The sequence below is a fragment of the Pseudomonas sp. LBUM1651 genome (genome assembly GCF_059716135.1).
In genome coordinates this window covers 3,615,428-3,638,596 of sequence record NZ_CP166805.1, presented here as the reverse complement: position 1 = coordinate 3,638,596, position 23,169 = coordinate 3,615,428, and the positions used below count along the sequence as shown (strand labels likewise).

The following is a 23,169-nucleotide window of genomic DNA, read 5'->3' as shown; positions in this document are numbered from 1 at the left end:
CTTACGAAAGCGCGGCGGCGTGTTCCGAGTACAACCTGCATACCCTGTGTAGTGTCATCAACGCTTCGACGGTCCATTGTGTGTGAAATTGCACTCCACTTGATCAGGCGTTCGTGGCTGACCATTGGATATGAGTGAACTGAGCATTGGCTGCCTTGGAATGTTGAGCGGATCCCGCTCGACAAGATATCTCATTCACCTTTCATTTCCAGAGCGAAAATTCCCCCATGTATGCTGTCCTGAACGACTGCTATTGGCCGAGGCTGTGTAAAAACGCATGCTCCGTTTTGAAATCTGCGTTGCTACTTAAAATTTGCCAATGTTTGGTTAGTCCGCAGACCAGAATTTTACGTAGGAGCGCGATTTTTGTTCCAACTCAGACCGCCAAATCTGCTCGAAAACGTTTTTACACAGCCTCGGCCGATTGCTGCCATTCGACATCCACCGGTCAATAGCCGGTGTTGGAGCATCAGCTGTTTCGCAGATCGGCCGGGCTAGCTAGGCAAGGAATCCATACGAGAATGGCGGGGGACACACCTTCCTGAGACTGATCAGGCACATTAGGAGCGAAGTTGAAGCCGCCGGCGTCTAACTGAAATAGTAGTGGCCGCTCGGCCTTCAATGGACAACATGCTCAAACGGATGCAGCCTTGCCAGTAAATTAGTCAGCAGGAGCTCGTGGGGCGGTGACATAGCGATCAAGGAAAGAGAAATCGCTCACGTCTGCGTCGTTGAACCAGAACCCGCGCCCTTCAGGAGTGCTGCCGTTTCTCCGACCTGAGCCATAGAGTGACGACCTCAGGACAGCCCGAGTAAACTCCACCATCTTCTGCAGCTTTGCATCGGACTGGCTCACAAACCCCAAGGGCACGTTGTACCGGTCTGCGCTTGGCACTACCCATTGGTACGTCGCCGCGCCGAATATGCCAGGGATCAATAAAATTTCGAAACATTCCTGCTTAAGTTGGTATGGACCTAGAAATACGCGACTGAAACCTGCGTCGAGCAGATGGCGTGCTCGCTTGACGAGGCGATCCCTGTTCTCGTCTTGGCGGCAGGGCGCAATGGCGACGATTTCCAGCGTTGTACCCAAGCTCTCCTTGAGCGCGGCCTGGATGCCGTTGATAAGGTCGCGAACCAGGCTGGTGCGCCCCCATAGATCGGAGTCCGGGATCGCCCAGAAGATGGCCGCTGGACGCTCGATGTTCGTTGTCCGCTTGAATGCCGCGAGCGCCTTACTCAGTCCATTCAAAAGACGTGACTGGCATTTGGGCATATAGGGGGCGCCGAGAAGCGCCTGGCTATTGCCGGCATCGTACACTTCGCCGTTCGCCTGGCCATGCACATCGCGTACATACCGCCCGAAGTCGATCACCTGGTCTTTGCGCAGGCCGATCCGCCCGTCGGGCTTGATCAATGCGGTCCTCTCCCCGCTGGCCGGCTCCGTCAGCAAATACCGCGAGAGCAGCTCATCGTCGAAGAGTTCGATGAAGGTGCGCAGGTGGTTGGTCCGGGTTGAGAGGGCGGCGATCCGGTCGGATGTTAGGGTCCGCACCTGCGAGCGTAGTGACTCAGGCAGAAGTTCGAGCTGCGTGTCGATCTCAAACGCGACGTTGCCCTCGACGTCTACTTCGAAGTGGACGGGAAGGGGGACGCTGAACGGGCGTCCAGCGCGGATCTCGTCCACCTTGTAACAAGCGTAAGCTCGCCTGTTTTCATCTTCCTGTTCGAAGCGTTCGATATCGAGGAAATGCTTGTGAAACGCCGCCTCTGCCCTATCAATTGTCTTGCCTGCTGCGGGGTCGTCCGTGTTCCAGTTCAACTCCAAGGCGTTGTCCCAGTAGCTACTCGATAGCGCCTTGGGCAGTGGCGTGTAACTCAATAGCTCGAAGACGGGGCGGCTTTGCCGCTCAGCGATCCTTGTGAAGCGTGGCATTCCGTCTGATGATCCCGCGAAGCGCGACTCAGCATAGGAGGTTAGCGAGATGCGGCCGTTGGTCTCGCCGACGAGACCTTCTTCTCGCAGGAGTTCAAGCAGATTCCGTACCTCGCTCGCGGAGAGGCCGAAATATTCCCGCAGCGCGCCGACCTCCAGAGGACCGCTCAGGTGTAGTAAGCGCACCGCGAAGTCCGTCATGACGGGAACCTGGCGGTCGATGGAGACATGACAGCGCACGTTGAAAAGCTGCGCCGGAATCGCTACTGCGACGGTATTGAAACGCTCACGCATTGGACAGGCTCCGCTTCAGTTCCTTGGATGGCACGAACATGGCCAGTTTTTTCTCCGCGAGGCGTTCGACTTCGTCGAGCACGCTTTTCATCGGCGTTCCCGTCCGAGAACGCCACATGGCCGAGGAAGTGACGATCACCAGCCGGTCCTTTGATCGAGACATGGCAACGTTGATGCGCTCTGGATCGCTCAAAAAGCCAACGTTCTCGCTGGTGTCGTTGCGTACAACCGAGAGCACGATGATGCGGTTCTCCTTGCCTTGGTAGCTGTCCACAGTACCAACTGAGAAGCAATGACGAAGCCCGGACGCCCATTCAGCTTGCTCGAGCTTATCTCGGATCATGTCGCGCTGATCGGAGTACATGGCTATGACTCCGATGATGGGCTCATGGTCACCTTCCTGCGCCTGGACCTGTTCCAAAAATCCAGCTGAGGTTAGGATTGCTCGAACCACTTCCACGACGGCCACGGCTTCTTGCTCGTTCACGAGCGCACCTTCGTGGGTACCAGCCGAACGGTGGAAGGCCTCGCGGCCCTGATCTTGGGTGTCGACCCACACAACCTGCGAGGAGAGGAATGCGGGCAGCTTCTCGTACTCTGCTCCTGGAGGCGCACGTCCGACCTCAAGTGCATCTGCGTAGAAGCAGTGCGATACGAGTCGGTTGATGTGCTCCGCCATACGGTACTGCACGCGTAATGTTCTTCCCACCGACTGGCCGTAATTCGATGAGAACGCGCGTTGGAAATTGTTCATCCGCCGGAAGTCCTTGCGCGGCATTCCCAATAGGGCCGACGCTTGGTCCTCAACGGCGCGGGGGTACGACGGCGGCAGTTGTAGGTGATCGCCCACCAGTAACACGCGCTTTCCCGCTTGCATCGCGACAACGAGTTCCATCGGCGATGCCCGTGCGGCCTCGTCGACGATGACCCAGTCGTAGGGAACTTCCGTGATGCCCAGCACCTGCTTGCCAACGCCTACGCAGGTGCCTGCCACAATGCTGGAGCTGCGCGCGAGGAAAGCTGTGTAGTTGGAGCGTGGGCTACGTAGCACCTGGGAAAACTCCGTCGATAGGCGAGCGATCTGCTCCAGTCGAGCGCATTTAGCCGGGCTCGGAGAACCGTGCTGATGAGCCAACGATTCAAGTTTCTGGCCCATTAAATCACGTAGGTTGGCTGCGTCATTGCCGGCCGATGCATGGATGCCGAACTGGCGCTCCGCGACCTCGACGAACACCCGCCTGAGCCGCCGCAGATGCTCCTTAGCCGAGGGATCCTTACCATCGGCCTCGTTTATCGTGCGTATGAGGCGGTCAATGCTTTGGAGCATCGGGCCCAGTGTTATGTGAAGCTTCGCTGCGGAGCGCACGTAGCCTTCTGGAAGCCCCATAGCCACGCCCGCCGCTCGCACACGATCCGTGATTTCCGCGTCAAAACTCTCGCGGTAGCGCTGACGTAGCGAATCCTCTTGGACGTTACGGAGTCCGGGCGATACCATTGATTGAAGGCCGACGCGCACCATGGGCACATCCATGCTCGACGCACGTAGCGAACCAGCCACCTTGTCCATGGCATTGTTCACGGCCTCATGCGATTGGCTGACCAGCAAGATGTTATGAGCCAGCCCTCGCGACAGCAGCAGGTGAACAAACGACGCAATGAATTTGGTCTTCCCTGTTCCTGGCGGCCCCTGCAGCAGTGAAACCGGGCCATAGGAAAGAGCGGTCCGCAACGCCTCTTCCTGGGAGGAGTTCAGGTCGTAGTTGCTGAGGTCACCTAGGTCAATCGCGACGTGGCGCTTCGGCATTCGTTCGGTGTCCGGATCGAAGTAGTCAACAAGCGAAGGGATGAGGCCTCCGCCCGCGAGCACCCGCTTCATCGCTGCGACCCGCCGCTCAGACGCCGCCTTTTCGAAGGTGCCGCGGACGTGCAGGACGTCTCCCGTCTTCGGCGAGAAGCGCATGTTTCTGGCACGCACCCGCATCACGTCGCGTCCTAGGTCAGGAGAGACCCAGCCGACAGTAAACCATCGGTCGCTGCCGTCGATAGCATCCACGCCGCGCTCCATCAGTTCGATGCTTTCGCCCTCCGAGAAATCGAGTACGCCTGCCTCGCAGTCGAAGGGGATGACCCACTCCTCGCTATCCGGCGAGAATTGCTTCGTCCCGTGCCGCACCGTAATTTTCGTGACGTTCATCTCATCGGTGTCGGACAGCGCGGTCCAGAGTTCTGTTGCAGATACTCTTTGCGAGGGCGCGCCACCGGGCTGGCGGGCGTAGGGGTCGGCACCGAGTGCCACGACCGCTTCATTGCCTTCCAAATCATCCGGGACATTCGCGCTGTAAAGCTCGTACAGCAAACCGGCGAGCGCGGCGACGTCGGCCTCCTCCGCAAAGATGACGTGAATCTCTCCGTTCAGAGAGAAGGTCTTGCGGCGGTGGGCGCTGACGAAATCGATGTGGTCGACGTCCTTAACTGCGGAGTCAAGCACAGCGTCCTCTTTCGGGTCATACTTGATGTAGAGTTCTTGCCGTACCCCGACGATGTTGAATCGAACGTGTCCAGTCTCGGCATGCCGGGTCGCACGCACCGAGTACTCGCCATTGTTAGAGACCAGGTCCAAAGACGAAGAACCACTACGGCCGCGGCGCTTTAGAGTTGCCTTGAACGTCGATATTGAGCGCTGTTTTGGGTAAAGCTCGTCCTGCAGCGTTTCGGCCAGCAGGTCCAGCGGCGGCAGTGTATCCACCAGCTCAATGGCCCGATTCACGTCGCTTCGCGTGCCCGCGAAATCCTCAGGCAAAAGAGTCCGTACAAGCGTGCACACTGCAAACGCGTCACGGTGAAGCGGGGATGCGCTCTCCAGAGCCGGAGGCACAGTACCAACCGTTACTCCTTCGTCTCCATCGGCGCTTAGGTCTGGGATGTCCACCAATACGACTTGCGGCAGCTGTGCCTCCGCCGTCTGCGATACGATGATGTTATCCGCTTTCACATCGCCGTGGGACAGTCCCAAGACGTGGAGACGCTGCACGGCATTGAGCACGGCGTGCGCGACGAGCGCACGGTGCCGCCCCTCTGGGTTGCTTGCCAGCCACTCGGTTAGCGTCTGACCTTCAGCCCATCGCGTGACCAGCATCAGGCCAAACATGCTCAAGCCAAAATCCAAGACTTCAGGGGCGGCATCGAACCCTGACTGCCGCATAGACCTAGCTTGCTGGAGGAAGGCGAGCACACGTAGATTGCGCGCTAAATACTTCTGGTCGTATTTGAGCTGTGGCCAGCACTTCACTAGTACGCGCTCACCGTTCTGCTCCGACTCGTAAACCATCTTGGTGGGCGTAGACGAGATCATTTGCTTGACCGTGAGTGTCATAGGACTGGCGTCAGTCTTGTAACCTTCAAAGTCTTCGACGCAGACGTCCGGCCCTGCATCGACGGCCAAATAGGCGTTCAACGCGTCGAGCGCCTCGGAAGCGTTGCGGTAGCGCGTTTTAGGATCCAGGTCCATAGCCTTGGCGTACCAGGGGGCCAGCGCTGGGACGCCGAGCGTGGTTGTGTCGTCGTAGACTGGCACATCATTGAGACGCTCCAATTCGTGGCCCTCCAGCATCTCGTAGACCAGTACCCCCAAAAGGAATACGTCGCGAGCAAAGGGATCGGCTGAGCGAGCCTGCGCAGCGACGCCTTCATCTTCCGGCAATTCGATAGATCCGGTTTCTAGCTCCAGGCGATGAACACCTACGGTCTGTGCTTGGGGGATGCGCGCGGCAGCGAATGTAGACAGGATCACACGGGACGGTTCGAGCACCCACAGCGTGCGTTTGGTTATGTCACGATGAGCAATTCCCAGTGCGTGTAGTTTCGAGAAACGTGCCAGGATGCTTTTTGCAAGTAAGCGTCGGTCTTGCTCGCTCTTGTTGCTGTTGCGGTCTAAGTGCTCGGAGAGACGTTCAATACCCTTGGGAAGTCGGTACGCCTCGACGAAGTTGGTAGTGATGTCGTCTGCCGTCGCGGAGCCGATCGGTTCTAGCAGGTCCTCATGAAGCCCGGGTGCTTGGATGCGCAGCGCCTCGTTCAAGCGTAGCTCGCGAAGGCCGATTGTCTGTCGCTCGACGGTGGACGTACCGCCGGCGGCAAGCTCTTCGAAATTCCACTTTCGCAGCAGCGCTTTTGAGCTTCGGCTCTCCTGGTGCTCGGCCAGGAACTCCGACCAGATATTGCGCGGATGTACGTAGTCCGCCTGGTCCTCAATCTGCTCAAAGCCATGCAGTACGGTGCGACGTTTGAGCACCGACGGGTTGGAAGTGGAAAAAATGGCGTTGTACTGCTGCCGGTGGGGCAAGGGGTCTGCGGACCGATAGTTCCATTTCGGGGGAATGTCGGGGAAGCGCGTCTTGTAGCGTGTCCCGTCGGAAGCCGCATGCACGAACTCGGGGAGCGTTGTGACGAAGCGGCGTTGCTCATCCGGAAAGCTAATCAACCGGCACTTTGGATGACACAGCACTACGAGCGACTCAATGAAGGGTACCTTCAGGGAGGGGATCTTCTCCTGAATGAGCTGCTTCAAAGCGCGAGCTTTGTTGTCTGTTGTATCGACAGGCGATGGCATGGGAGCCCCGCGATGAAACCACTGACCGGACGAATACGTAATGTCACCGGACCAGTTCTTCAACTCAACCACCAGGATTCTATTGGTCGTCAATAGCAGCAGATCAATATCCAGCGGCTGTTTGGAGCCTCGCGTTACCAACCGAAATGCTGCGTAGGCACCCCATTCGCGGGGTAGCTTCGCTTCGAGCTCGCGCAACGCGGCATGCTCGACCTCCAGAACACCCCGGGGGCTGAGATAGTTGATACGCAAAGTTGAGACCTCCCTATCCTGATTTATTCGCCAGCCATCTACCCTGGACGGCTCGGCCGACTCTCGAATTGTGCCATCACGCTCTCGGAAATGCTTAAACGATCCGCGGACAGTCTAACTGCTCCTTTACGCAGTCTGTAAATCCTCACGTGCCGGGCGGCTGGCTGCATTGAGTCGTTTTTCGCCAGTCGCGAAAGGCCACTTTCGGCCGAGGCTGTGTAAAAACGCATGCTCCGTTTTGAAATCTGCGTTGCTACTTAAAATTTGCCAATGTTTGGTTAGTCCGCAGACCAGAATTTTACGTAGGAGCGCGATTTTTGTTCCGACTCAGACCGCCAAATCTGCTCGAAAACGTTTTTACACAGCCTCGGTCGACTGTTGCCTTGCGCACAGGCAGCAATTGGCTGAGCAGTCAGCCATGCCCGACTGCTTCTGATCCCGCACAGACAGATCTGACTCTTGAGCCGGGCCCGTGAATGATCAGGGCGCACCAGCAGCCATTCTCAGTAGCTGAGAAAAATGGTTGATGGCGATGTTCATGTCATCCACCGTGTCGCCATCCCACGCTTCGATCGTTTCCAACTCGGCTTTGAGGGATACGATGCGCCTCTCGATCTCTGCAATTTCCGCGGCCCCTCATTGCAATGCAATCGCTGCCCATTTTTCATGTGGGATCCGCTCCTGGATGGAAAGCCCTGACCGAGCTTCCGCGATGAGCGTTGAAAGTCTGTTCATCGAATTCTGTGTCCTGAACGATAAAGGGCGCCACCGATTCTAACCATACTGACCTCCGATTTCGGCCAGAAGCAGTCAGTCAACGTCCACGAAGTTGGGCCACAAAAATAGGCGGACAACCATCGCCCTTAATTTTGGGAGATCGGTAGACGTGTTTACCGTTCGCTTACCTTAATTCTGGAGTTCGGTAGGCGTGTTTGCCGTTCGCTTACAATAATGTGCCCGGACGAGGCGTACTTCCGATGGCGAAACTCAGGCGGGATGCTACTCGGCTGCGTTGTAGTCAAAGGCACATGAGAACAGTACCTCTGTAGCTGCATAGTGCCCATAGCGGCCTTGTGGGCGCCCGCTCTCAGAAATCAGATGTAGATTCTTGCGAGCACGGGAACCTACGACGTAGAGGAGCTTGTTCGCGGCATCCAAGCTTGCGGCCTCAGTGAAATGAGGCACCATCCCCTGAAGAAGGCCGAACGCGATGACCACATCGTACTCGGCACCTTTTACACCGTGGATCGTCGAAACGGTGATACCAGTCCGCTCGCGAAATACCTTCCTGAAGAAAGAGATGTCGTTGATGTACGGGGCTCCGTCCTTTAGGAGCCTGTCGATCCGAGATTGTGAGCTGCGAAAGAACGCATCGCGGTGCTCCACCAATGCGGGGAAGCTATTCAGGGCTACGCCGAGTCGTTTAAGCAGCGCGGCGAAGGCTTGGTCAAGATAGGCAATCCCATCCGTCTCGGAGATTGAAATTGAGTTGCATTCCCTCAATAGGAGCCGCTGCGTCAGACGGGATGTATCAATGCCAAAATCACCCAGGTCGCTGATCACATCCTTGGCCCATCGCATGCGACGGACAAGCATCTTAGGCGATGACTCAGTCAGAATGATTTTCGAAACTTTGAACCAGAAATTGTCTATATCGTTGCTAAAGGGGACTAGACCAGGGCCGTCAAATTGCTGATCCGGAAGCATCCTTACTAATTGACGCGTCGTCGATGCCAATAAAATCCACCATGGGGCGAGCACGCAGATCTCCTCAGGAGGATGCCCTGCAGCAAGGCTTGCCTGGATCAGTCGTACGAGTTCGTCATGCAAATTGGGGAGTGTTACGTGCTGGTTGTACGAAACCTTGCTCGGAAACGACGCATTCGCTCCCGCGCTCTCAATTGATGTCGGATAAACGTTGAAATTCGAGAAGTGGGAAATGATCCTCTTGCTCGAACGGTAATTTCGGGTAAGCGCCATTTCTCTTATCGGGATGCCAGCCTGGGCACGAAAATCAGCCACCGGAATTGCGTAGCCACCGAGCGAGCCGTAGATAGCTTGGTTCGGATCGCCGACGATGAAGGTTTTCGTTCGCCCTGCTCCGGCACGCAAAATAGCGGTAAGAAGGCCATACTGAATTTGCTTCGTGTCCTGATACTCGTCTACCAGGACATATGAGAAGACCGAAGCGAGAATCGATGCAATATGCTTTTGATCACGCATTAGGATCTGCGCATACCAAAGGATCAGCTCGAAATCGATCTGACGCGCTTCTGCGAGTTCGCGAAAATACTCGCCTAGAATTTTATGGAGCGTCTCATGCTTCCAAACATCTTTGCAGCCTAGGTGATAGCCCGTTTCGCTGAAGTAGTAATCGCAATCCCAGTGGGTGATCTTTGCGTAGGGCGCGCATAGCCGATCGAGCATGAGTTCGCGGTCGTGCTTGTCTAGGACCCGATAGCCGCGGGAAAGCTCTGGAAGGTAGATGCCATATGGCTTAATAATCCACTCGAGGCAAAATGAGTGGATGGTCCCGATCCACAGCTTTGACGTATCAACACCGAGATCTTCTATGCGTTCCTGGATTTCATCTGCTGCGCGGTGCGTATAAGTAATCGCCACGACAATCCGCTTGTCCATGCCCCGCGAAAGCTCATAAGCAATCTTATAGGTCAACGTCCGTGTCTTTCCGCTACCAGGGCATGCGATGAGGAATACGCTCGAAGGTTCCTCCACTGCGGCTGACTGCTCGGCGTTCAACTCACGGGGATCCCAAGCGAACATCAGGCAATGCCCGCCATGAACGAACCAATGGCGTCGTTCGGCAACGCCAGGGCTACCGCAGCTTTGAGTCCCACCAGATCGATATCCCCGCGTTGATACCGGTCAAGCTCAACCCCAAACAGCGCTAGTTGTGGCTGAGCTGAAGGATCGGCTTCGATTTGGAGGGCAACGCGATACTGTAGAATTCTGGCGAGCAGCGGGGGCGATATGTGCCCATGTGCAAAGTGGATGGCCTGCAGGATGTAGGGAGGGACCGCTACCTGATGATCCAGTTCTTCGGCGAGCATGATCGCAAACCAGCCTTTCCCCGCATACTCAGCCATTAGTAACGCCCGAAAACCTACGAGATGGGGTTGGATTGATCGTAGGTCGTTCACTGCTTCGGTGATGGTCAGCGGCGCTTTATAGACACTGCTCACAGTTTGGACAAACGCCTCCCGGTTGCCCGCTAATACGAGTTCAACTTCAAAAGTGCGTGGTGCATAGAAGACGGAGAGCCAAGGATTTCCGGCAATAAAGGCGTCGAGGTCGACCTTACGTTCGCCCCCAGCCTTTTGCGAACCTATTGCCTTGCGCTTCCTATTGGCAAGAGCTTCAGTGTCCGTGGGCTGCGGCGCTACATCGAAGAAGGTAGTGTCAAGGTCAGTGACTATCGCGCAGCGCTTGCGGATTCGGAGGTCATTAAAAAGGACGGCAACGTTTTTGAATCCCGTGCTGCGTATGTTAATGACGCTAATACCCAACTCATCAACGCTCAGCCCAAGCGTCTTCTTTACCAAGATGGGGATCATTATCTCCTCTGCATCGCCTTCAACGAGCACCACACTTTTAGCAAAGAGCAGATTGCTACGCACAGCGTCCAAGTATCGCTGGATACTTCTCACTTCGGATGGCTCAAGCCCCGTAGCGGGCTGATAGGCCTCGCAATATGGGCCTTGCCTTCCAAGAATGTTGACGTTGCTCACATTGCTCACTTCAGAGATGTGGGTCGAATGTGTCGTGTAGATGACCTGAGCGTCGCTGTAGGAAATACGGTCGAACAAGGTCTTCTGGATATGGGTGTGGATGTGCGCTTCGGGCTCCTCGATCAGCAGAAAATTGGCAATGGCAAGCTTCTCGCGCTGATACTTGAACTCTAGAAGCTTCAGAGTCAGATAAATGAGGTTTGCTCCGCCCAAGCTCAGCTCATGGATACCCCCCTCATACCCATCATCGGCCTCGCCTACAAAGAGGCGCAGCGACTGAAATAATTTTTCCGCTTCGTCTGGTAGGTCAGATTTAATCGAAAGCGAAGCAGGCGAGTAGGTTTCTCCGGCCGCATCCTTGATCGTTTCCCGGATGTGGTTACGAACCGACTGCACGTCTTCGAGGCCTTCGATGGAGGCATTCAGGTCCCTGACCATCTCGGTTATAGGAAGCATCGACACTGGATCGATCTCGCCACTCTTGCTCTTGAGAAGCGCAAACAACGGGTTCGTTCGGTTGTTATGAAACTCGGCCACGACATCCCGGAGGGCCTGGATGAAGGTCAGTGACACTTCTTTCGTAACCGAGAGAAATCCGGGGACTTTAGCCCCAATTTTAGGAAATTCAGTCTCCGCACTGAAAATACACGTATCGAAATCGCCCACGATCGATTGGTAGACGGAAGGGTCGCTGAAATCGGCGCTGCTTCTTCCTGTGAACATAGTTTCGTAGTCGTCAATCGTGATGGTATTGCGTATTTTCTTAAGCCCCTCATCATCAAAAACATCGAGTGCAGCCAGCTTGAGCCGGATCTCCTTTTTCGGACGGAAGATGAGGTTATAGGTGGCCTTCGCCAGCGGTCCGTCTTCGAGCGCAGCCGTGCCATGAAGGAATAGCGCCTGCACAGCTTCGTCGGCGCTGATATCTTCGAACTCAACACTGATGATGATCCAATGACCTCGCCATTCACCGAGCGATCGGCAGAAGTCCGACTCCTCCAGTCGATAGGCGGCACGCACCATGGTGTCATCCAGTAGTAGACGGATTGCACGTAGGATATTGGACTTGCCTGAGCCATTCTCGCCGATGATGGTGTTGACGCCCCGCTGAAACTTCAGCGTTGTATTGCTGAAGTTTCGGTAGTTGACCAAAGTCATTTTGGAAATGTGCATAATTCTCCAGAGCGCCAACGCTCATAAACAGCCTTGTCCGTTTGTGAGCGATGGTAGCGTGAGGGTGCATGATATTCCCACAGAAACCGCTTGCAGGCGGCCAGCAGTAGTCGCAGCGAATGCGCTGATCCGCAATAGCTTTATCACATGATTGCAAGCATTGGGGCGCAGACCAAAACGTGCTCCAGCGTGACGTCATCGTATTCGTCAGGGCTGGCGGATATGAAGATTTCCACCGACTCGCCTAGCCCTGCGAGTGTTCTTCCTTTTTCTGAAGAAATCTCCTCGCCCACGGGAGAAGCTTAATCAGAGCCTCATGGATAACATTGGGCGGCCATAAAGCCAGAACGCTGACTACTGCAACTCGCACATTTATATACGCACTGAAGTCATCTGCAGAACACTCCAACGCTCAGTTCACTTCCATGGTCAGGTGATTCTGGTTAAGCACCACAAAGGTCCTTTGATTCGATGATGGTACTTGCGAAAAGAAAACTGACGATGCTCGAAAAAGCCCGGCAGGCCAGGCTAATCTTGAGTTTCTCCAGACTGCGGATCAAGAATGTTGAGTAGCATCTTGTCGTGCGATGCGCGTGTTGCCGTGTAGAACATGCACCGATCTAGAAGGATCCTTTTCATGCTTCGGGCGGAGGCAAGGTGCCTTGGCTCTACAGAGATTGTAGCGGTACTGCCACTCCGGGTATCGGTCACCTTCAGGTGGTAGCGCCCAATCAAGCCGTCCTCTCGCGTGGTGTGGCCTAGGCATTTGAAGGTGAGAGAGGTTTCTGACACGTTGGTCTCCGATGGCCTAGGTTAAATCCCACATACCTGAAGCCCCATTCTATACCTTATAGAATGGGGCTTTGTGTATATGCCTAGGGTAGTAGCGGGTACACAGGGCCTTAGTTGATCGAAAAATCTTCAGAGTTACAGCTGTTGTCTACCTGACATTTATTGACCGGTACCCAAGGGCCCTTTGGCTCTACTGCATCAAGGCGATGTATTGTCAGAACGCCGGCGTAATAACTGCCGGGTACTCCCGGAAAGCCAGCTTTCTCACCGTCCTTGAAGTGGGCTTCATAAATGGGAACGATCTGGCCGCTTTGTGGAGCAAGGCTTACCGAAACACGCCCCGAGGGACTGCAATGAATGATCATTACGGCGTTCGTGCGATGACCGTTTGCTGACTCGTCAAATACACGAACGATGTTGTGTCCACCAGACTTGCGACAGCTTCTTCCTGGGATGGAGGCTGAGACGCCTTCAGCGCTGGTTTCACTGCCTAGGGCCGAAGGCATGTAGAAGTTCAAACTTAGCCCGATCAACGCGTTCTCTGGAAGGGGCGAGAGTCGATCCTCAAAGCTATTTCGTACGCTGATCAACGTTGACTCGAAGTTTTTCTTGATTATGTCGGTAGTGGCTTCAAGGCAGGCGCCGCCAACTGTGGCGATTACGGCTATGAGGCTTTTCGATAGATTTTTCTTGAGAGCAGGCATTGCTCGCATCCTTGCGTATGTGTGAAAAAGCCCGGTGGGTCAGCCTTAGTACATAATTAGTCGTGGACAGGGCAACCTTAGGTCAGCAAGAAGCGAGGTCATTGAGCTCCAGCTCAACACGCTTCAAAAGCGCGGATACATCTTCCCCCTCCAATAAGTAACTTTTTGCCAAAAGAGTAATTGGATGGATGCCTAAGGCCTTCGCGAGATCTTCAACCTTTTCGATTGAAGGACTTTTCTTCCCATTCTCAACCTCGCTTACATACGCTTGGCTGGGGGCTAGCGTCTCCTGCGACAACCCCATGCGCAGTCGACTTTTTCTTAGCGCTAACCCAAACGCGATCTTCCGTTCCATTTGTACAACTCACAAAAGGAACGATGAAGCCGGTCAAGCACGGAAAGGACTATACTCGATAGCGATATTATGGCGAAGGAGGTGCACCGTGTTCCGCACTTATGACTGGGCTGAGGCCATTTCAGTACCTTTTTTCGAGGATGATTTTCGCGTTTGGACATATGTCGAATACGACGTCGGCGGGGTTTGGTTTCACGTCCAGATGGAGGAGCGTGAACGCACAAGATGGCGTCGTTTCAATCTCATGATTAGCGGTGAATTCGCTTTGCGGTCTTTGATTGCCCGACAGTCTGAGCACCTGGCAGTAGTCAACGTTCAGCTAGTTAGCGCTAGTGAGGTCAACAACAGCGGGCGGCTACTGATGGAACCACTAGTGAAAGCTGAACGACTGTTCCAAAAAAGTAAGAATGGCATTCTTTACGAGGTCGACAGTGGTAAGTGCTACCTAGTAGGCGATCCAACTCTGGATCCGGCTCGGTCTGATGGCTATGACCTGATTTTTGATTCATCCATGTGTCTAGGCTCTCAGTTTTGTGACACGTCAAAATAGTGTAATTACAAGGTGAAATTAGATTTTGTTGTCTGTTCACTCGTTTTTTGCGGCTAAAGTTTCTATAAAACTAGCTTTATGCACAATTATGCAAAAATTCATAATTTGTCTCGAGGGTGTCTGAGGCGACGAAAGGTAGGGTGTGCAGGGCGTTGGGGAAAACAGTATGGATATGAATATCCCCATATCCTCTTGGTCCATCAGGACGATTCCACTCCGTGGATAGCTGCCTCCCTGCCGAAAGCACTTTTTCAGTTACAGCTTCAACAACTCTAAACAGCTCATAGGATCTCCAGGGAGCGTCCTCCAACCTACATGCCAAGCTCACAAAGATTTTGCCTACGAGCGAGCATTTTTATCTGACCGGAAGTGTCCGTCTCTCTGCCAGTCGCGTTGCGTCCGTCTTCCGTTAAACCGGATAAAATCGTCGGCGATCAATGATGATGGCTCGGCAGATGGATGCAATTGCGCAGCTTGCGAAATCCAGCTATCCCTGCGGCTTCCTTGAAGTCAGGTCCACTACCTTACGGTCGATTAACTTAGCCTTGAGTACACGGTTCTTGTCCAAAAGCACTTCATTCATGCACCTGAGCTTGGCGACCTTGGCCCGCGATTGCTCCATCTCCTTACGGTGGGCGACCTCTTGCGTTCCGAAATCAAGTCTTGTTGTTTCACTTCACGCATGGCGCGACTGGAGCGACCTTGAGCCTCTCGGATATGCGGAAAGACCACCTTGGTTTGTTGGATTGGGTGGTTTTTCTTTTTTTTTGCACTGATTGATACGCTAAAGAGTTTTCATGTCAGGACATCGTGACAACGTGTCAATGCATCGTGACAAATGGGGGCATCAGGCTTTTACCGGGCGCCGCCAGCGCCTCGAGGTAATCGATGATCAGCGTCGAGTCGATCAACACCTCGCCGTCATCCAGTACCAGCGTCGGCGCCTTGACCACCGGGTTGATCTGCTGGAACTGCTCGAAATGCCGAAACACCGAAACCGATTGGTGATCGAGGTCGATGCCCAAGCGTTTGGCAGTAATGGCGACCCGCCGTACATAAGGCGAATCCAACATGCCGATCAGTTTCATTGCACCGCTCCTCAGATGGTCGTTTCGGGATGGATAACCTTAGCCGAGGTTCCACGTGCTGCAAACGTGTTGCACCTGCGGCTCATCAACCTGCAAATGCGGTCGATAACCCGTTCTGTCGCAGCCGTTTGTCTTCTATATACAGCCGCTCGATTGAATTTCTTGCTATAAACGCACTCCGATAACCCCCTTAAAGGCTGCCATAGAGCACTTTCAGGGCTTTGTCGGACAAATTCGCTGACTTTTCAGTTGCTGGGGCCTCAAGTCGGCCTTAGACTGCCGCCCCTCGTAAATTGAGTGCCGGGTGGCGCTTGGAATAAACGGCGCCGTTCCGATGGCCAGACCAGGTCCGCCGGAACGCTCCCTAATTCGCCTTAATGCACGTTTTTTTATAGAGATATCAATGACAAAGGACAAGTTGCTGGCCATGCCGGCGGATGACTACATGAATGCCGAGCAACATGCTTTTTTCTCTGAGCTGTTGCAGAACATGAAAGTCGAAACCCACGAGCGCATCGAGCAGAACCGCATCGCCATCGAGAGCCTGGACACCCCGGCCGATCCGGCTGACGCGGCGTCTGTCGAAGAAGAGCGCACCTGGCTGGTGAACGCGATCGATCGCGACCAGCGCATGCTGCCTCAGTTGGAACAGGCGCTGGAGCGCATCAAGGAAGACAGCTTCGGTTGGTGCGACGACAGCGGCGAGGCCATTGGCCTGAAACGCCTGCTGATCAGCCCGACCACCAAGTACTGCATCGAAGCTCAAGAGCGTCACGAACAGATCGACAAGCACCAGCGTCAGGCCTGATTTCGTAGCGCCCCGCATCGCGGGCCAGCCTCACTCCTGAAGGAGCTAGGCTGGCCCGCGATGCTTTTTTTCGTCTGCGAAAAACCTCGGGCACATCTATTGATCTGCTGCAAGGCACACTACTAATGGACCATGGATAATGGCCTTGTAGTGGCGTTTAATGCGGACACAACAATTAGAAGTGCGTGGGGTGAAGATATGACGCGGGACGGATCTCTGGTCGGGGCAGTGCCTGCACCCGTGCTTTTGCCAAAAAACCTTTGGCTGACGCCTACACTGCAAAGCATCGCCTTGATGCTCTTGCTGTGCGGCATGACGTTGGGCAGCTGGTCGCTTTACCTCGGCTTGCCGCTGGCCGTCCTGATTATCTGGTTACCTCGGCTACGTTCCCGTGCCATCCCCGAAGAATCATCCGCCGACAGTTCCAGTGCCATCGCCGAGCTGACTCGCGATCTTTCCTACACCACCAGTCACAACGCTCTGTCAGCGGCTGGCGTGGCCTATTCGGTCAAGCAGCTGGCGGACAAACTGCAATCACAACTCGGTGCTGCGGCACAGATTGTCAGTAACGCCGAAGTGATGATCGCCACCGAACAGGCTACCTCGACACTCAGTCGCGCCGCCCTCAGCGCCGCCAGCGAAGCTCACCAGAGCAGCGCAGCAGGGCGCACGGAGCTGATCGAATCCATCAGTCGCATGCATCAACTCAGTCAGCGCGCCAACAACAGCCGTGAGCTGATCGAAGCCCTGAGCCTGCGTAGCGACGATATCCAACGGGTCACGCTGGTGATCCAGTCCATCGCCAGCCAGACCAACCTGCTGGCGTTGAACGCGGCAATCGAAGCGGCGCGGGCCGGTGAACACGGACGCGGGTTTGCGGTGGTCGCCGATGAAGTTCGCGGTCTGGCCGCGCGTACGGCAACGGCGACCGGCGAAGTCGGCGAGATGGTGGCCGATATCCAGCAACGCACCGCGCAGGTGGTCGAGCAGATTCGCCAGTTGTCCAGCGACCTCGACATCGGCGTCGAACAGGTCGAGCACACCGGTCAACACCTGGAAAACATCGCGCGCCTGGCGGCCGGCGTCGAAAGTCAGGTCGGCGAAATTGCCAAGGGCGCCGAGACCAATCGCGAGCAACTCGACAGCCTGTTTCACGCCATCGAGCAGATGCGTAGCGACCTGGCGATCAGCGATCAACAGACCCAGCGCCTGGCTCAGGCCGCCGTGCAGATGGAAGGGCAGGCGGAAACCATCAGTGAGCGTCTTGCCGAAGTCGGACTGGATGACTATCACCAGCGGATTTATGACCTGGCCCGTGAAGGTGCGCGTCAGATTGCGGCGCGTTTCGAAGCTGATATCGACCAGGGCCTTGTCAGTCTTGATGACTTGTTCGATCGCAATTACCAGGCCATCCCCAATACGAGCCCGGCCAAGTTTCAGACGCGTTTCGACCGTTACACCGATCAGGTTTTGCCGGCGATTCAGGAGCCGCTGTTGCCGCTTCATGAAGGCCTGGTGTTCGCCATCGCCTGTACGCAGCAGGGTTATGTGCCGACCCATAACAAGGTTTTCAGCCAGCCGCTGACAGGGGATGTGCAGGTCGATACGCTGCAGAATCGCACCAAACGCAAATTTTCCGACCGTACCGGGATTCGTTGTGGCAGTCATCAACAGGCTGTGCTGTTGCAGACCTATACGCGGGATACCGGGGAATTGATGCATGATCTTTCGGTGCCGATCATGGTCAAGGGGCGGCATTGGGGTGGGTTGCGTTTGGGGTATAAGCCGGAGAGTCCTCGCTGAGTTGCTGGGTGTTTGGAGTGGGGGGCGTATCCGTTGCTGCGGTAACGGCGGCTGGCGGTTTCGCCCTTACGGCGAGTCACTTGGAAAAGCCCCAAGTAACCAAGGGCTTTTGCCCCTTTCGTTCGGCCCTTCGCTTAGGCTCAGGGTGCCCGCGCTCCGGTCCTGCTCCGTGGGCCCGCCGCCATCGGCCATCCATGGCCGGGGGCGGCTAACCCGCCATCCATGCCGGGTTGCCCACTGCGCAGAACCTTCCACCCGGCCTCTCGAGGGGGCGACTACCGCCACAGCACTGCGAGGCGGCCTACCGGCCGACCTGGCTCTTCGGATGTATGCATTTCCCCTGTGGGAGCTAGCCTGCTAGCGATGGACGTTAACGATAACGCGTGCGGTCTGAATGAATGCTGTGTCTGGACGTCCATCGCTAGCAGGCTAGCTCCCACAGGGATTTTTGGCGGGTATGACATGGGTGTTCACCGCCGATGGCCTTGGGACATGAGGTCGGCTATCAGGCCGCCTCGCTTTGTTTTTGATCTGGCTTTTGATCTTGATCTGCCCCGTCGGAAGGCCGATGGCGGCGGGCCCACGGAGCAGGACCGGAGCGAGGGTATGGCGAGCATTAGCGAGGCACCGTACGTCAGGGGCGCGGGCGCTTGGTTACTTGGCGCTTTTCCAAGTAACCCGCCGTAAGGGCGGAACCATTAGTGGCCGTTACCCCAGGAACGGATATGTACACCATCAAAACCTACGTCGCCTGACGCTCAGCCATCGCGAGCAGGCTCGCTCCCACAGGGGTTTCCGGAATATCGGCGGGATTGCGCCTTCATCCATTTCTCAGGCGGACTGAATCACGGCATTGTTGCGATTCGGGCAACTAATCTGTGCAGCGCAGTTGCTGTTTCCTCGCCAATGAACTCATTACCCTGTCTACATGGTTAGGTAGCTAATGAAGTTCGAGAGGTCAGCATGCAAAGCAAAGTCGATATCGCGGTGATGATTGGCAGCGCTGTGCCCGCCAGCTTGCGTGCGGTGGGGCAGAGTGTCTGCTGGGTCGTATTGCTGAACGGCGAGCGCCGGGGGACGGCATTCTCCAGTCGCGATGAAGCGCAAGAGTGCAAGGCTGCCTGGTTGGAGCAATTAAATGCCGAAGCTCCCGACAGCCTGCATTGACTAGTGAACCTGATGCATACGCAGGTTCAGGTCGTCGACCACCCGCGCCCAATCGGCATCTTCACGCAACTGTTCTTTCAGGAAGCCAGCTTGTTGCGGTGTCCAGAATTCGGCATCGATGAGTTTTTTATCGTCGGGCAGCGGGGAATGGCTGGCGATGAAATCGTCGATAGCCTTTTCGCTGGATTCCAGGCCGAGCTGGTCGAACAAGCCTTTCAAGTCGTGTGTAGGTGAATCCATCTTTATCTCCTTGCTTGTCGCGCGGGTGCGAGATCTGAGGTGCGGCTGCATAGCATCTGAGGGGGCCGCACTTCAGGAGTTCGATAGCGATGTTCGAAAGCAGGAATGAGCATAGACTGCGAACCGGCCGATCAGGCTTTCAAAGCACCTTCATCGACGGCGAGCTTCAGGGCCTTGGCGGCTTCCTGAGCGGCGATGGCGGCGACGTCCGAAGTTTTGAACCAGCGGTCCTTCTCGACCTGGTGATACGTCACCGTGGTCAGTGGCGGTTTGGCGCGCATGATAATGACGGCCTGGAATTCGCCTTCGACTTCTCTGGCTTCGCCCCGGATAAAAAATTCACCGATATCAAATTCCGTCACGTAGCAGCCTTCCCTTGGAAATATTCTGTTGTGTTGAACGCCGTCCGGCTTGGGAACGGGTTTCATTGGTTCGGCAGTATGGCAGTAGTTGCCTGCCGACGGCTGAGTTAACTCGTCGGCATGACGAAACGTCTATAGGAGTGGAATGAGGCAGAACGTTCAACACCGCAACTCGAGCGCGCGGGCAAGCGCGCAAGCTTCGTTATGGTTGCTGCGGAAACCTCTTACGCGGCCCGTGGAAATTTCCTTGATGTGGAAGAAGGCATTGCCGGCCAATACCACCTGGAAGCGCGGCGTGGCAGGCTCCGCAGGGTCAAACACAGTGTGCGGAAATATCGCCGGGGGCAGCGTCGATGGACGGTTTGTGTGAGGAACGAAGTGTGTCAGGGTGCACATATGAAGTCCTTTTCATTGTTTTGCCGACGTGTGTACGTCGTTTTGGGTAGTCTCGATGAGCATCGCTGCTCTAGAATCACCGTCACGGGTTGACGATTGATGTTCATCTAAAGCAATTTTTGGCGGGCGATATGTCGGAAAAATGCTTTTTTTGCAGCGTTTTTTCCCTAAGGTTGGTAATCCTGTTTTTCTGGCGGTCAGAAGGGCGTTTTCCTTCAACTTCTGACGAACGCCAGGCAAGACGACGCGAGTGACATTCCAGTAGTCTTCTCACGCCTCGCGATGGATGAGCACTCTGCTCGTTTCCGGATTCGACCCGGGTCCTTTGGCTACAACCTTCGGCATTGCCGCTTTTTTCTGCTGAGCGCTGTCTGTCAGCGTGCAGCATCATTTTCAGATGTGGGGATGTTTCCTTGGCAGTAAGTAATCTCGATATGCATGCTTTGTTCGTGTTGGGTGATTTGCGCGCAAAGCTGGTTAAACAGTTCCAGTCACGTTTTGTTTACATCACCGAACAGAACGCTGAAGGCATTTACATTGCCGAATTCGACACCGAATCAGCGCTGGTGGTGGACGACAAGCCGGGCCTGAAACTCAAGGTTGGCGATCATTTCAGTGCATCGGTGTTGCCCAGCCGTGAAGGCGGCAAACTGGACATCAAGTTCCGCGAAATCAAACTGACGGTGTACGGTCTCGGCGATTACGCGTTCGTGACCACGGCCAACGGCCACGGGATCGTGTTCAAGGAAGGTCACAGCGTGGTGATGGTGTTTGCCGCTTACCAACAGTTGCAGGAAGGCCTGACCAAAACCCTGAAAGCCGTGACGGCCAAGGCAGCCAAGTGGCGCAAGGGTGAACTGGTGACGTTCAAGGCCAGCGAGTAATGACCCTGACCCGCGCCGATTTCCACGAACAGAACCAGGCCAGCGCTCGAGTCGAGGCCCAGCGGCTGTTTGACCAGAAGGCGGTTCTGCAGGGTGCATGGCTGGGGTGGGTGGCGTCGCAGATCTACACATTGCGTCCGGCGGAGTACGCCAGCATGGTAAGAAGAGAGCTGGCACGTTTGCAGGAAACGTCCGAAAAATAATCCTCCCCCCTCGAAAGCAGGAACCTCTACTACAGTCAGTTGACTGAGTATTTTGAGGCTCGCGGTCTTTATCAGGCCATCCTGCTATTGCTGTGAACAGCACGAGGTGCAAAAGCATGAACGGATTTCGACGGTTGCTGACCGCTGTCCTGGTCGCTTTCGGTTTGTCGGGTTCGCCCGTTCCGGTATTCGCCGCCCAGGCGCCGATCCACTTCGCCGACCTGAACTGGGAAAGCGGCAGCCTGATCACCGATATCCTGCGGATCATCGTCGAGAAGGGTTACGGGCTGCCGACTGATACGTTGCCGGGGACGACCATCACGCTGGAGACCGCCCTGGCCAACAATGACATTCAGGTCATCGGCGAAGAATGGGCCGGTCGCAGCCCGGTCTGGGTCAAGGCCGAGGCAGAAGGCAAGGTCGTCAGCCTCGGCGATACGGTGAAGGGCGCCACCGAAGGCTGGTGGGTGCCCGAATACGTGATCAAGGGCGACCCGGCGAAAGGCATCAAGCCGCTGGCGCCGGACCTGCGCAGCGTCAGCGACCTGCCGAAATACAAAGGTGTGTTCCGCGACCCGGAAACCCCGGGCAAGGGCCGCTTCCTCAACAGCCCGATCGGCTGGACGTCGGAGGTGGTCAACAAGCAGAAGCTCAAGGCCTATGGCCTGGACGACAGCTATGTGAATTTTCGCAGCGGCTCCGGGGCGGCACTGGATGCGGAAATCAGTTCGTCGATTCGTCGTGGCAAGCCGGTTCTTTTCTATTACTGGTCGCCGACACCCTTGCTCGGGCGTTTCAAACTGATTCAGCTGGAAGAGCCGCCGTTCGACGCCGAAGCCTGGAAAACCCTGACCGACGCCGATAACCCGAACCCGAAACCGACTCGCTCATTGCCCTCGAAGCTGTCGATTGGCGTGTCCACACCGTTCCAGAAACAGTACCCGCAGATCGCCGAGTTCTTTACCAAAGTCGATTTTCCGATCGGCCTGTTGAACAAGGCGCTGGCTGAAATGAGCGAGAAACATACCCCGCCACGGCAGGCGGCGGAGGCGTTCATGAAGGCGCACCCGGAGGTGTGGCAGGCGTGGGTGCCGAAGGATGTGGCGGATAAGGTGTCTGCCGAATTGAAATAATGCAGTAAGCCTGATGCCGCTTTCCTCGGACTGCCTGGAGGCGGCTCGCTCCACATTGACTGCGCACTTCTAAAAATGCCGACTAGGATGATTCTGTTCAAGTCCCTTTCAAGGATTCTCGACCATGACATTTGTGTTGGCTCAATGGCTGGTGACGATCTTCGCGGTGATCAGCCTGATACATGTCTACTGGGCGCTGGGTGGCCAGTGGGCTGCCGTGGCGGCCGTGCCGCAGGTGCCGGTGGAAGGTGGCTCAAGATCTCGGCCCGCGTTCAAACCCTCAGGGTGGTTGACGTTGCTGGTGGCTTTCGGATTGTTGCTGATCGCCGCGCTAGTGTGCCTGCGGGTCGGCTGGTGGATGCCGGCGGTGTCCCATCAATCGCTGCAATGGGTGATCAGCGCCATCGCGATGCTGATGTTCGCCCGGGCGATCGGCGATTCGAACCTGGTGGGGCTTTTCAAACAGGTCAAGGGGTCAAAATTTGCCCGGCTCGACACCTGGGTTTATTCGCCGTTGTGTGTGGTGTTGGGGGGCGGGTTGTTGGCGGTCGCCTGGATCTGAGTTGCCTCGACTGACGCCTTCGCGAGCAAGCCCGCTCACACAGGGGGCATGTAAACAATGAAGATCCAATGTGGGAGCTAGCCTGCTCGCGATGAGGCCCTGCCAATCA

At 55.8% G+C, this 23,169-nt stretch carries 17 protein-coding genes and 1 pseudogene; 8 read left to right on the top strand and 10 right to left on the bottom strand.

Annotated elements, in window-relative coordinates; translation table 11 throughout:
• Positions 1 to 661: 661 nt before the first annotated feature.
• The 6 genes from ACA066_RS16890 to ACA066_RS16865 form a co-directional block, all read right to left on the bottom strand.
• Entirely contained in the window at positions 662 to 2,230 is a 1,569-nt protein-coding gene (locus tag ACA066_RS16890) for a hypothetical protein (RefSeq protein ID WP_497695835.1), read from the bottom strand.
• Positions 2,223 to 7,091 carry an AAA domain-containing protein gene (locus ACA066_RS16885; protein ID WP_497695834.1) on the bottom strand — a complete coding sequence of 1,623 codons (4,869 nt, stop codon included), beginning with the start codon at positions 7,089 to 7,091 and terminating at the stop codon, positions 2,223 to 2,225. Before ACA066_RS16885 ends, ACA066_RS16890 begins: the two co-directional genes overlap by 8 nt.
• A 999-nt stretch (positions 7,092 to 8,090) precedes the next feature.
• Positions 8,091 to 9,875, bottom strand: a complete 1,785-nt coding sequence (locus ACA066_RS16880; RefSeq protein WP_497695833.1) for a UvrD-helicase domain-containing protein — start codon at positions 9,873 to 9,875, stop codon at positions 8,091 to 8,093.
• The gene (locus ACA066_RS16875; RefSeq protein ID WP_497695832.1) at positions 9,875 to 12,013 is read right to left on the bottom strand and encodes an ATP-dependent nuclease; all 2,139 of its coding nucleotides are present in this window, start codon (positions 12,011 to 12,013) and stop codon (positions 9,875 to 9,877) included. The genes ACA066_RS16880 and ACA066_RS16875 overlap by 1 nt, the downstream gene beginning before the upstream one ends.
• Positions 12,014 to 12,915: 902 nt before the next feature.
• Positions 12,916 to 13,509, bottom strand: coding sequence for a hypothetical protein (locus ACA066_RS16870; RefSeq protein WP_497695831.1), 594 nt, complete (start codon positions 13,507 to 13,509; stop codon positions 12,916 to 12,918).
• 82 nt (positions 13,510 to 13,591) lie between these two features.
• Positions 13,592 to 13,864, bottom strand: a complete 273-nt coding sequence (locus tag ACA066_RS16865) for a helix-turn-helix domain-containing protein (RefSeq protein ID WP_102615965.1) — start codon at positions 13,862 to 13,864, stop codon at positions 13,592 to 13,594.
• An 88-nt stretch (positions 13,865 to 13,952) separates the two neighbouring features.
• On the opposite strand from ACA066_RS16865, the gene ACA066_RS16860 reads away from it, so the two are divergent.
• A complete protein-coding gene (locus ACA066_RS16860) occupies positions 13,953 to 14,414 on the top strand; it encodes a hypothetical protein (protein ID WP_497695830.1) in 462 nt (153 codons plus the stop codon).
• Positions 14,415 to 15,256: 842 nt separating this feature from the next.
• Here ACA066_RS16860 and ACA066_RS16855 read toward each other — a convergent pair.
• Positions 15,257 to 15,502: pseudogene (locus ACA066_RS16855) on the bottom strand (glutathione S-transferase N-terminal domain-containing protein); the annotation flags it as partial.
• Between the two features lie 403 nt (positions 15,503 to 15,905).
• Between ACA066_RS16855 and ACA066_RS16850 the strand changes: the two are divergent.
• The 3 genes from ACA066_RS16850 to ACA066_RS16840 all read left to right on the top strand — a co-directional run bounded on the left by ACA066_RS16850 (position 15,906) and on the right by ACA066_RS16840 (position 19,280).
• Positions 15,906 to 16,310: a TraR/DksA family transcriptional regulator gene (locus ACA066_RS16850; protein WP_007907888.1), complete on the top strand. Its 405-nt coding sequence runs from the start codon at positions 15,906 to 15,908 to the stop codon at positions 16,308 to 16,310.
• Positions 16,311 to 16,442: 132 nt separating this feature from the next.
• The gene (locus ACA066_RS16845; protein ID WP_497695829.1) at positions 16,443 to 18,113 is read left to right on the top strand and encodes a methyl-accepting chemotaxis protein; all 1,671 of its coding nucleotides are present in this window, start codon (positions 16,443 to 16,445) and stop codon (positions 18,111 to 18,113) included.
• A gap of 963 nt (positions 18,114 to 19,076) precedes the next feature.
• Entirely contained in the window at positions 19,077 to 19,280 is a 204-nt protein-coding gene (locus ACA066_RS16840; protein WP_497695828.1) for a hypothetical protein, read from the top strand.
• Here ACA066_RS16840 and ACA066_RS16835 read toward each other — a convergent pair whose 3' ends face one another.
• The 3 genes from ACA066_RS16835 to ACA066_RS16825 all read right to left on the bottom strand — a co-directional run bounded on the left by ACA066_RS16835 (position 19,281) and on the right by ACA066_RS16825 (position 20,278).
• Positions 19,281 to 19,520, bottom strand: coding sequence for a DUF2789 domain-containing protein (locus ACA066_RS16835; RefSeq protein ID WP_497695827.1), 240 nt, complete (start codon positions 19,518 to 19,520; stop codon positions 19,281 to 19,283).
• A gap of 131 nt (positions 19,521 to 19,651) precedes the next feature.
• Positions 19,652 to 19,882 (bottom strand): hypothetical protein, encoded by a 231-nt coding sequence (locus ACA066_RS16830; protein WP_033057642.1) that lies wholly within the window; start codon positions 19,880 to 19,882, stop codon positions 19,652 to 19,654.
• Between the two features lie 159 nt (positions 19,883 to 20,041).
• On the bottom strand, positions 20,042 to 20,278 hold the full coding sequence (locus tag ACA066_RS16825; protein ID WP_497695826.1) for a hypothetical protein: 237 nt from the start codon (positions 20,276 to 20,278) through the stop codon (positions 20,042 to 20,044).
• A 413-nt stretch (positions 20,279 to 20,691) separates the two neighbouring features.
• Here ACA066_RS16825 and ACA066_RS16820 point away from each other — a divergent pair, with 413 nt between their 5' ends.
• The 4 genes from ACA066_RS16820 to ACA066_RS16805 all read left to right on the top strand — a co-directional run bounded on the left by ACA066_RS16820 (position 20,692) and on the right by ACA066_RS16805 (position 23,060).
• Positions 20,692 to 21,162 (top strand): hypothetical protein, encoded by a 471-nt coding sequence (locus ACA066_RS16820; protein WP_497695825.1) that lies wholly within the window; start codon positions 20,692 to 20,694, stop codon positions 21,160 to 21,162.
• Positions 21,162 to 21,365 (top strand): hypothetical protein, encoded by a 204-nt coding sequence (locus ACA066_RS16815; RefSeq protein ID WP_214384429.1) that lies wholly within the window; start codon positions 21,162 to 21,164, stop codon positions 21,363 to 21,365. The genes ACA066_RS16820 and ACA066_RS16815 overlap by 1 nt, the downstream gene beginning before the upstream one ends.
• Positions 21,366 to 21,481: 116 nt before the next feature.
• Entirely contained in the window at positions 21,482 to 22,498 is a 1,017-nt protein-coding gene (locus ACA066_RS16810; protein WP_497695824.1) for an ABC transporter substrate-binding protein, read from the top strand.
• A 124-nt stretch (positions 22,499 to 22,622) separates the two neighbouring features.
• Positions 22,623 to 23,060, top strand: coding sequence for a DUF3995 domain-containing protein (locus ACA066_RS16805; RefSeq protein ID WP_497695823.1), 438 nt, complete (start codon positions 22,623 to 22,625; stop codon positions 23,058 to 23,060).
• Positions 23,061 to 23,169: the final 109 nt, after the last annotated feature.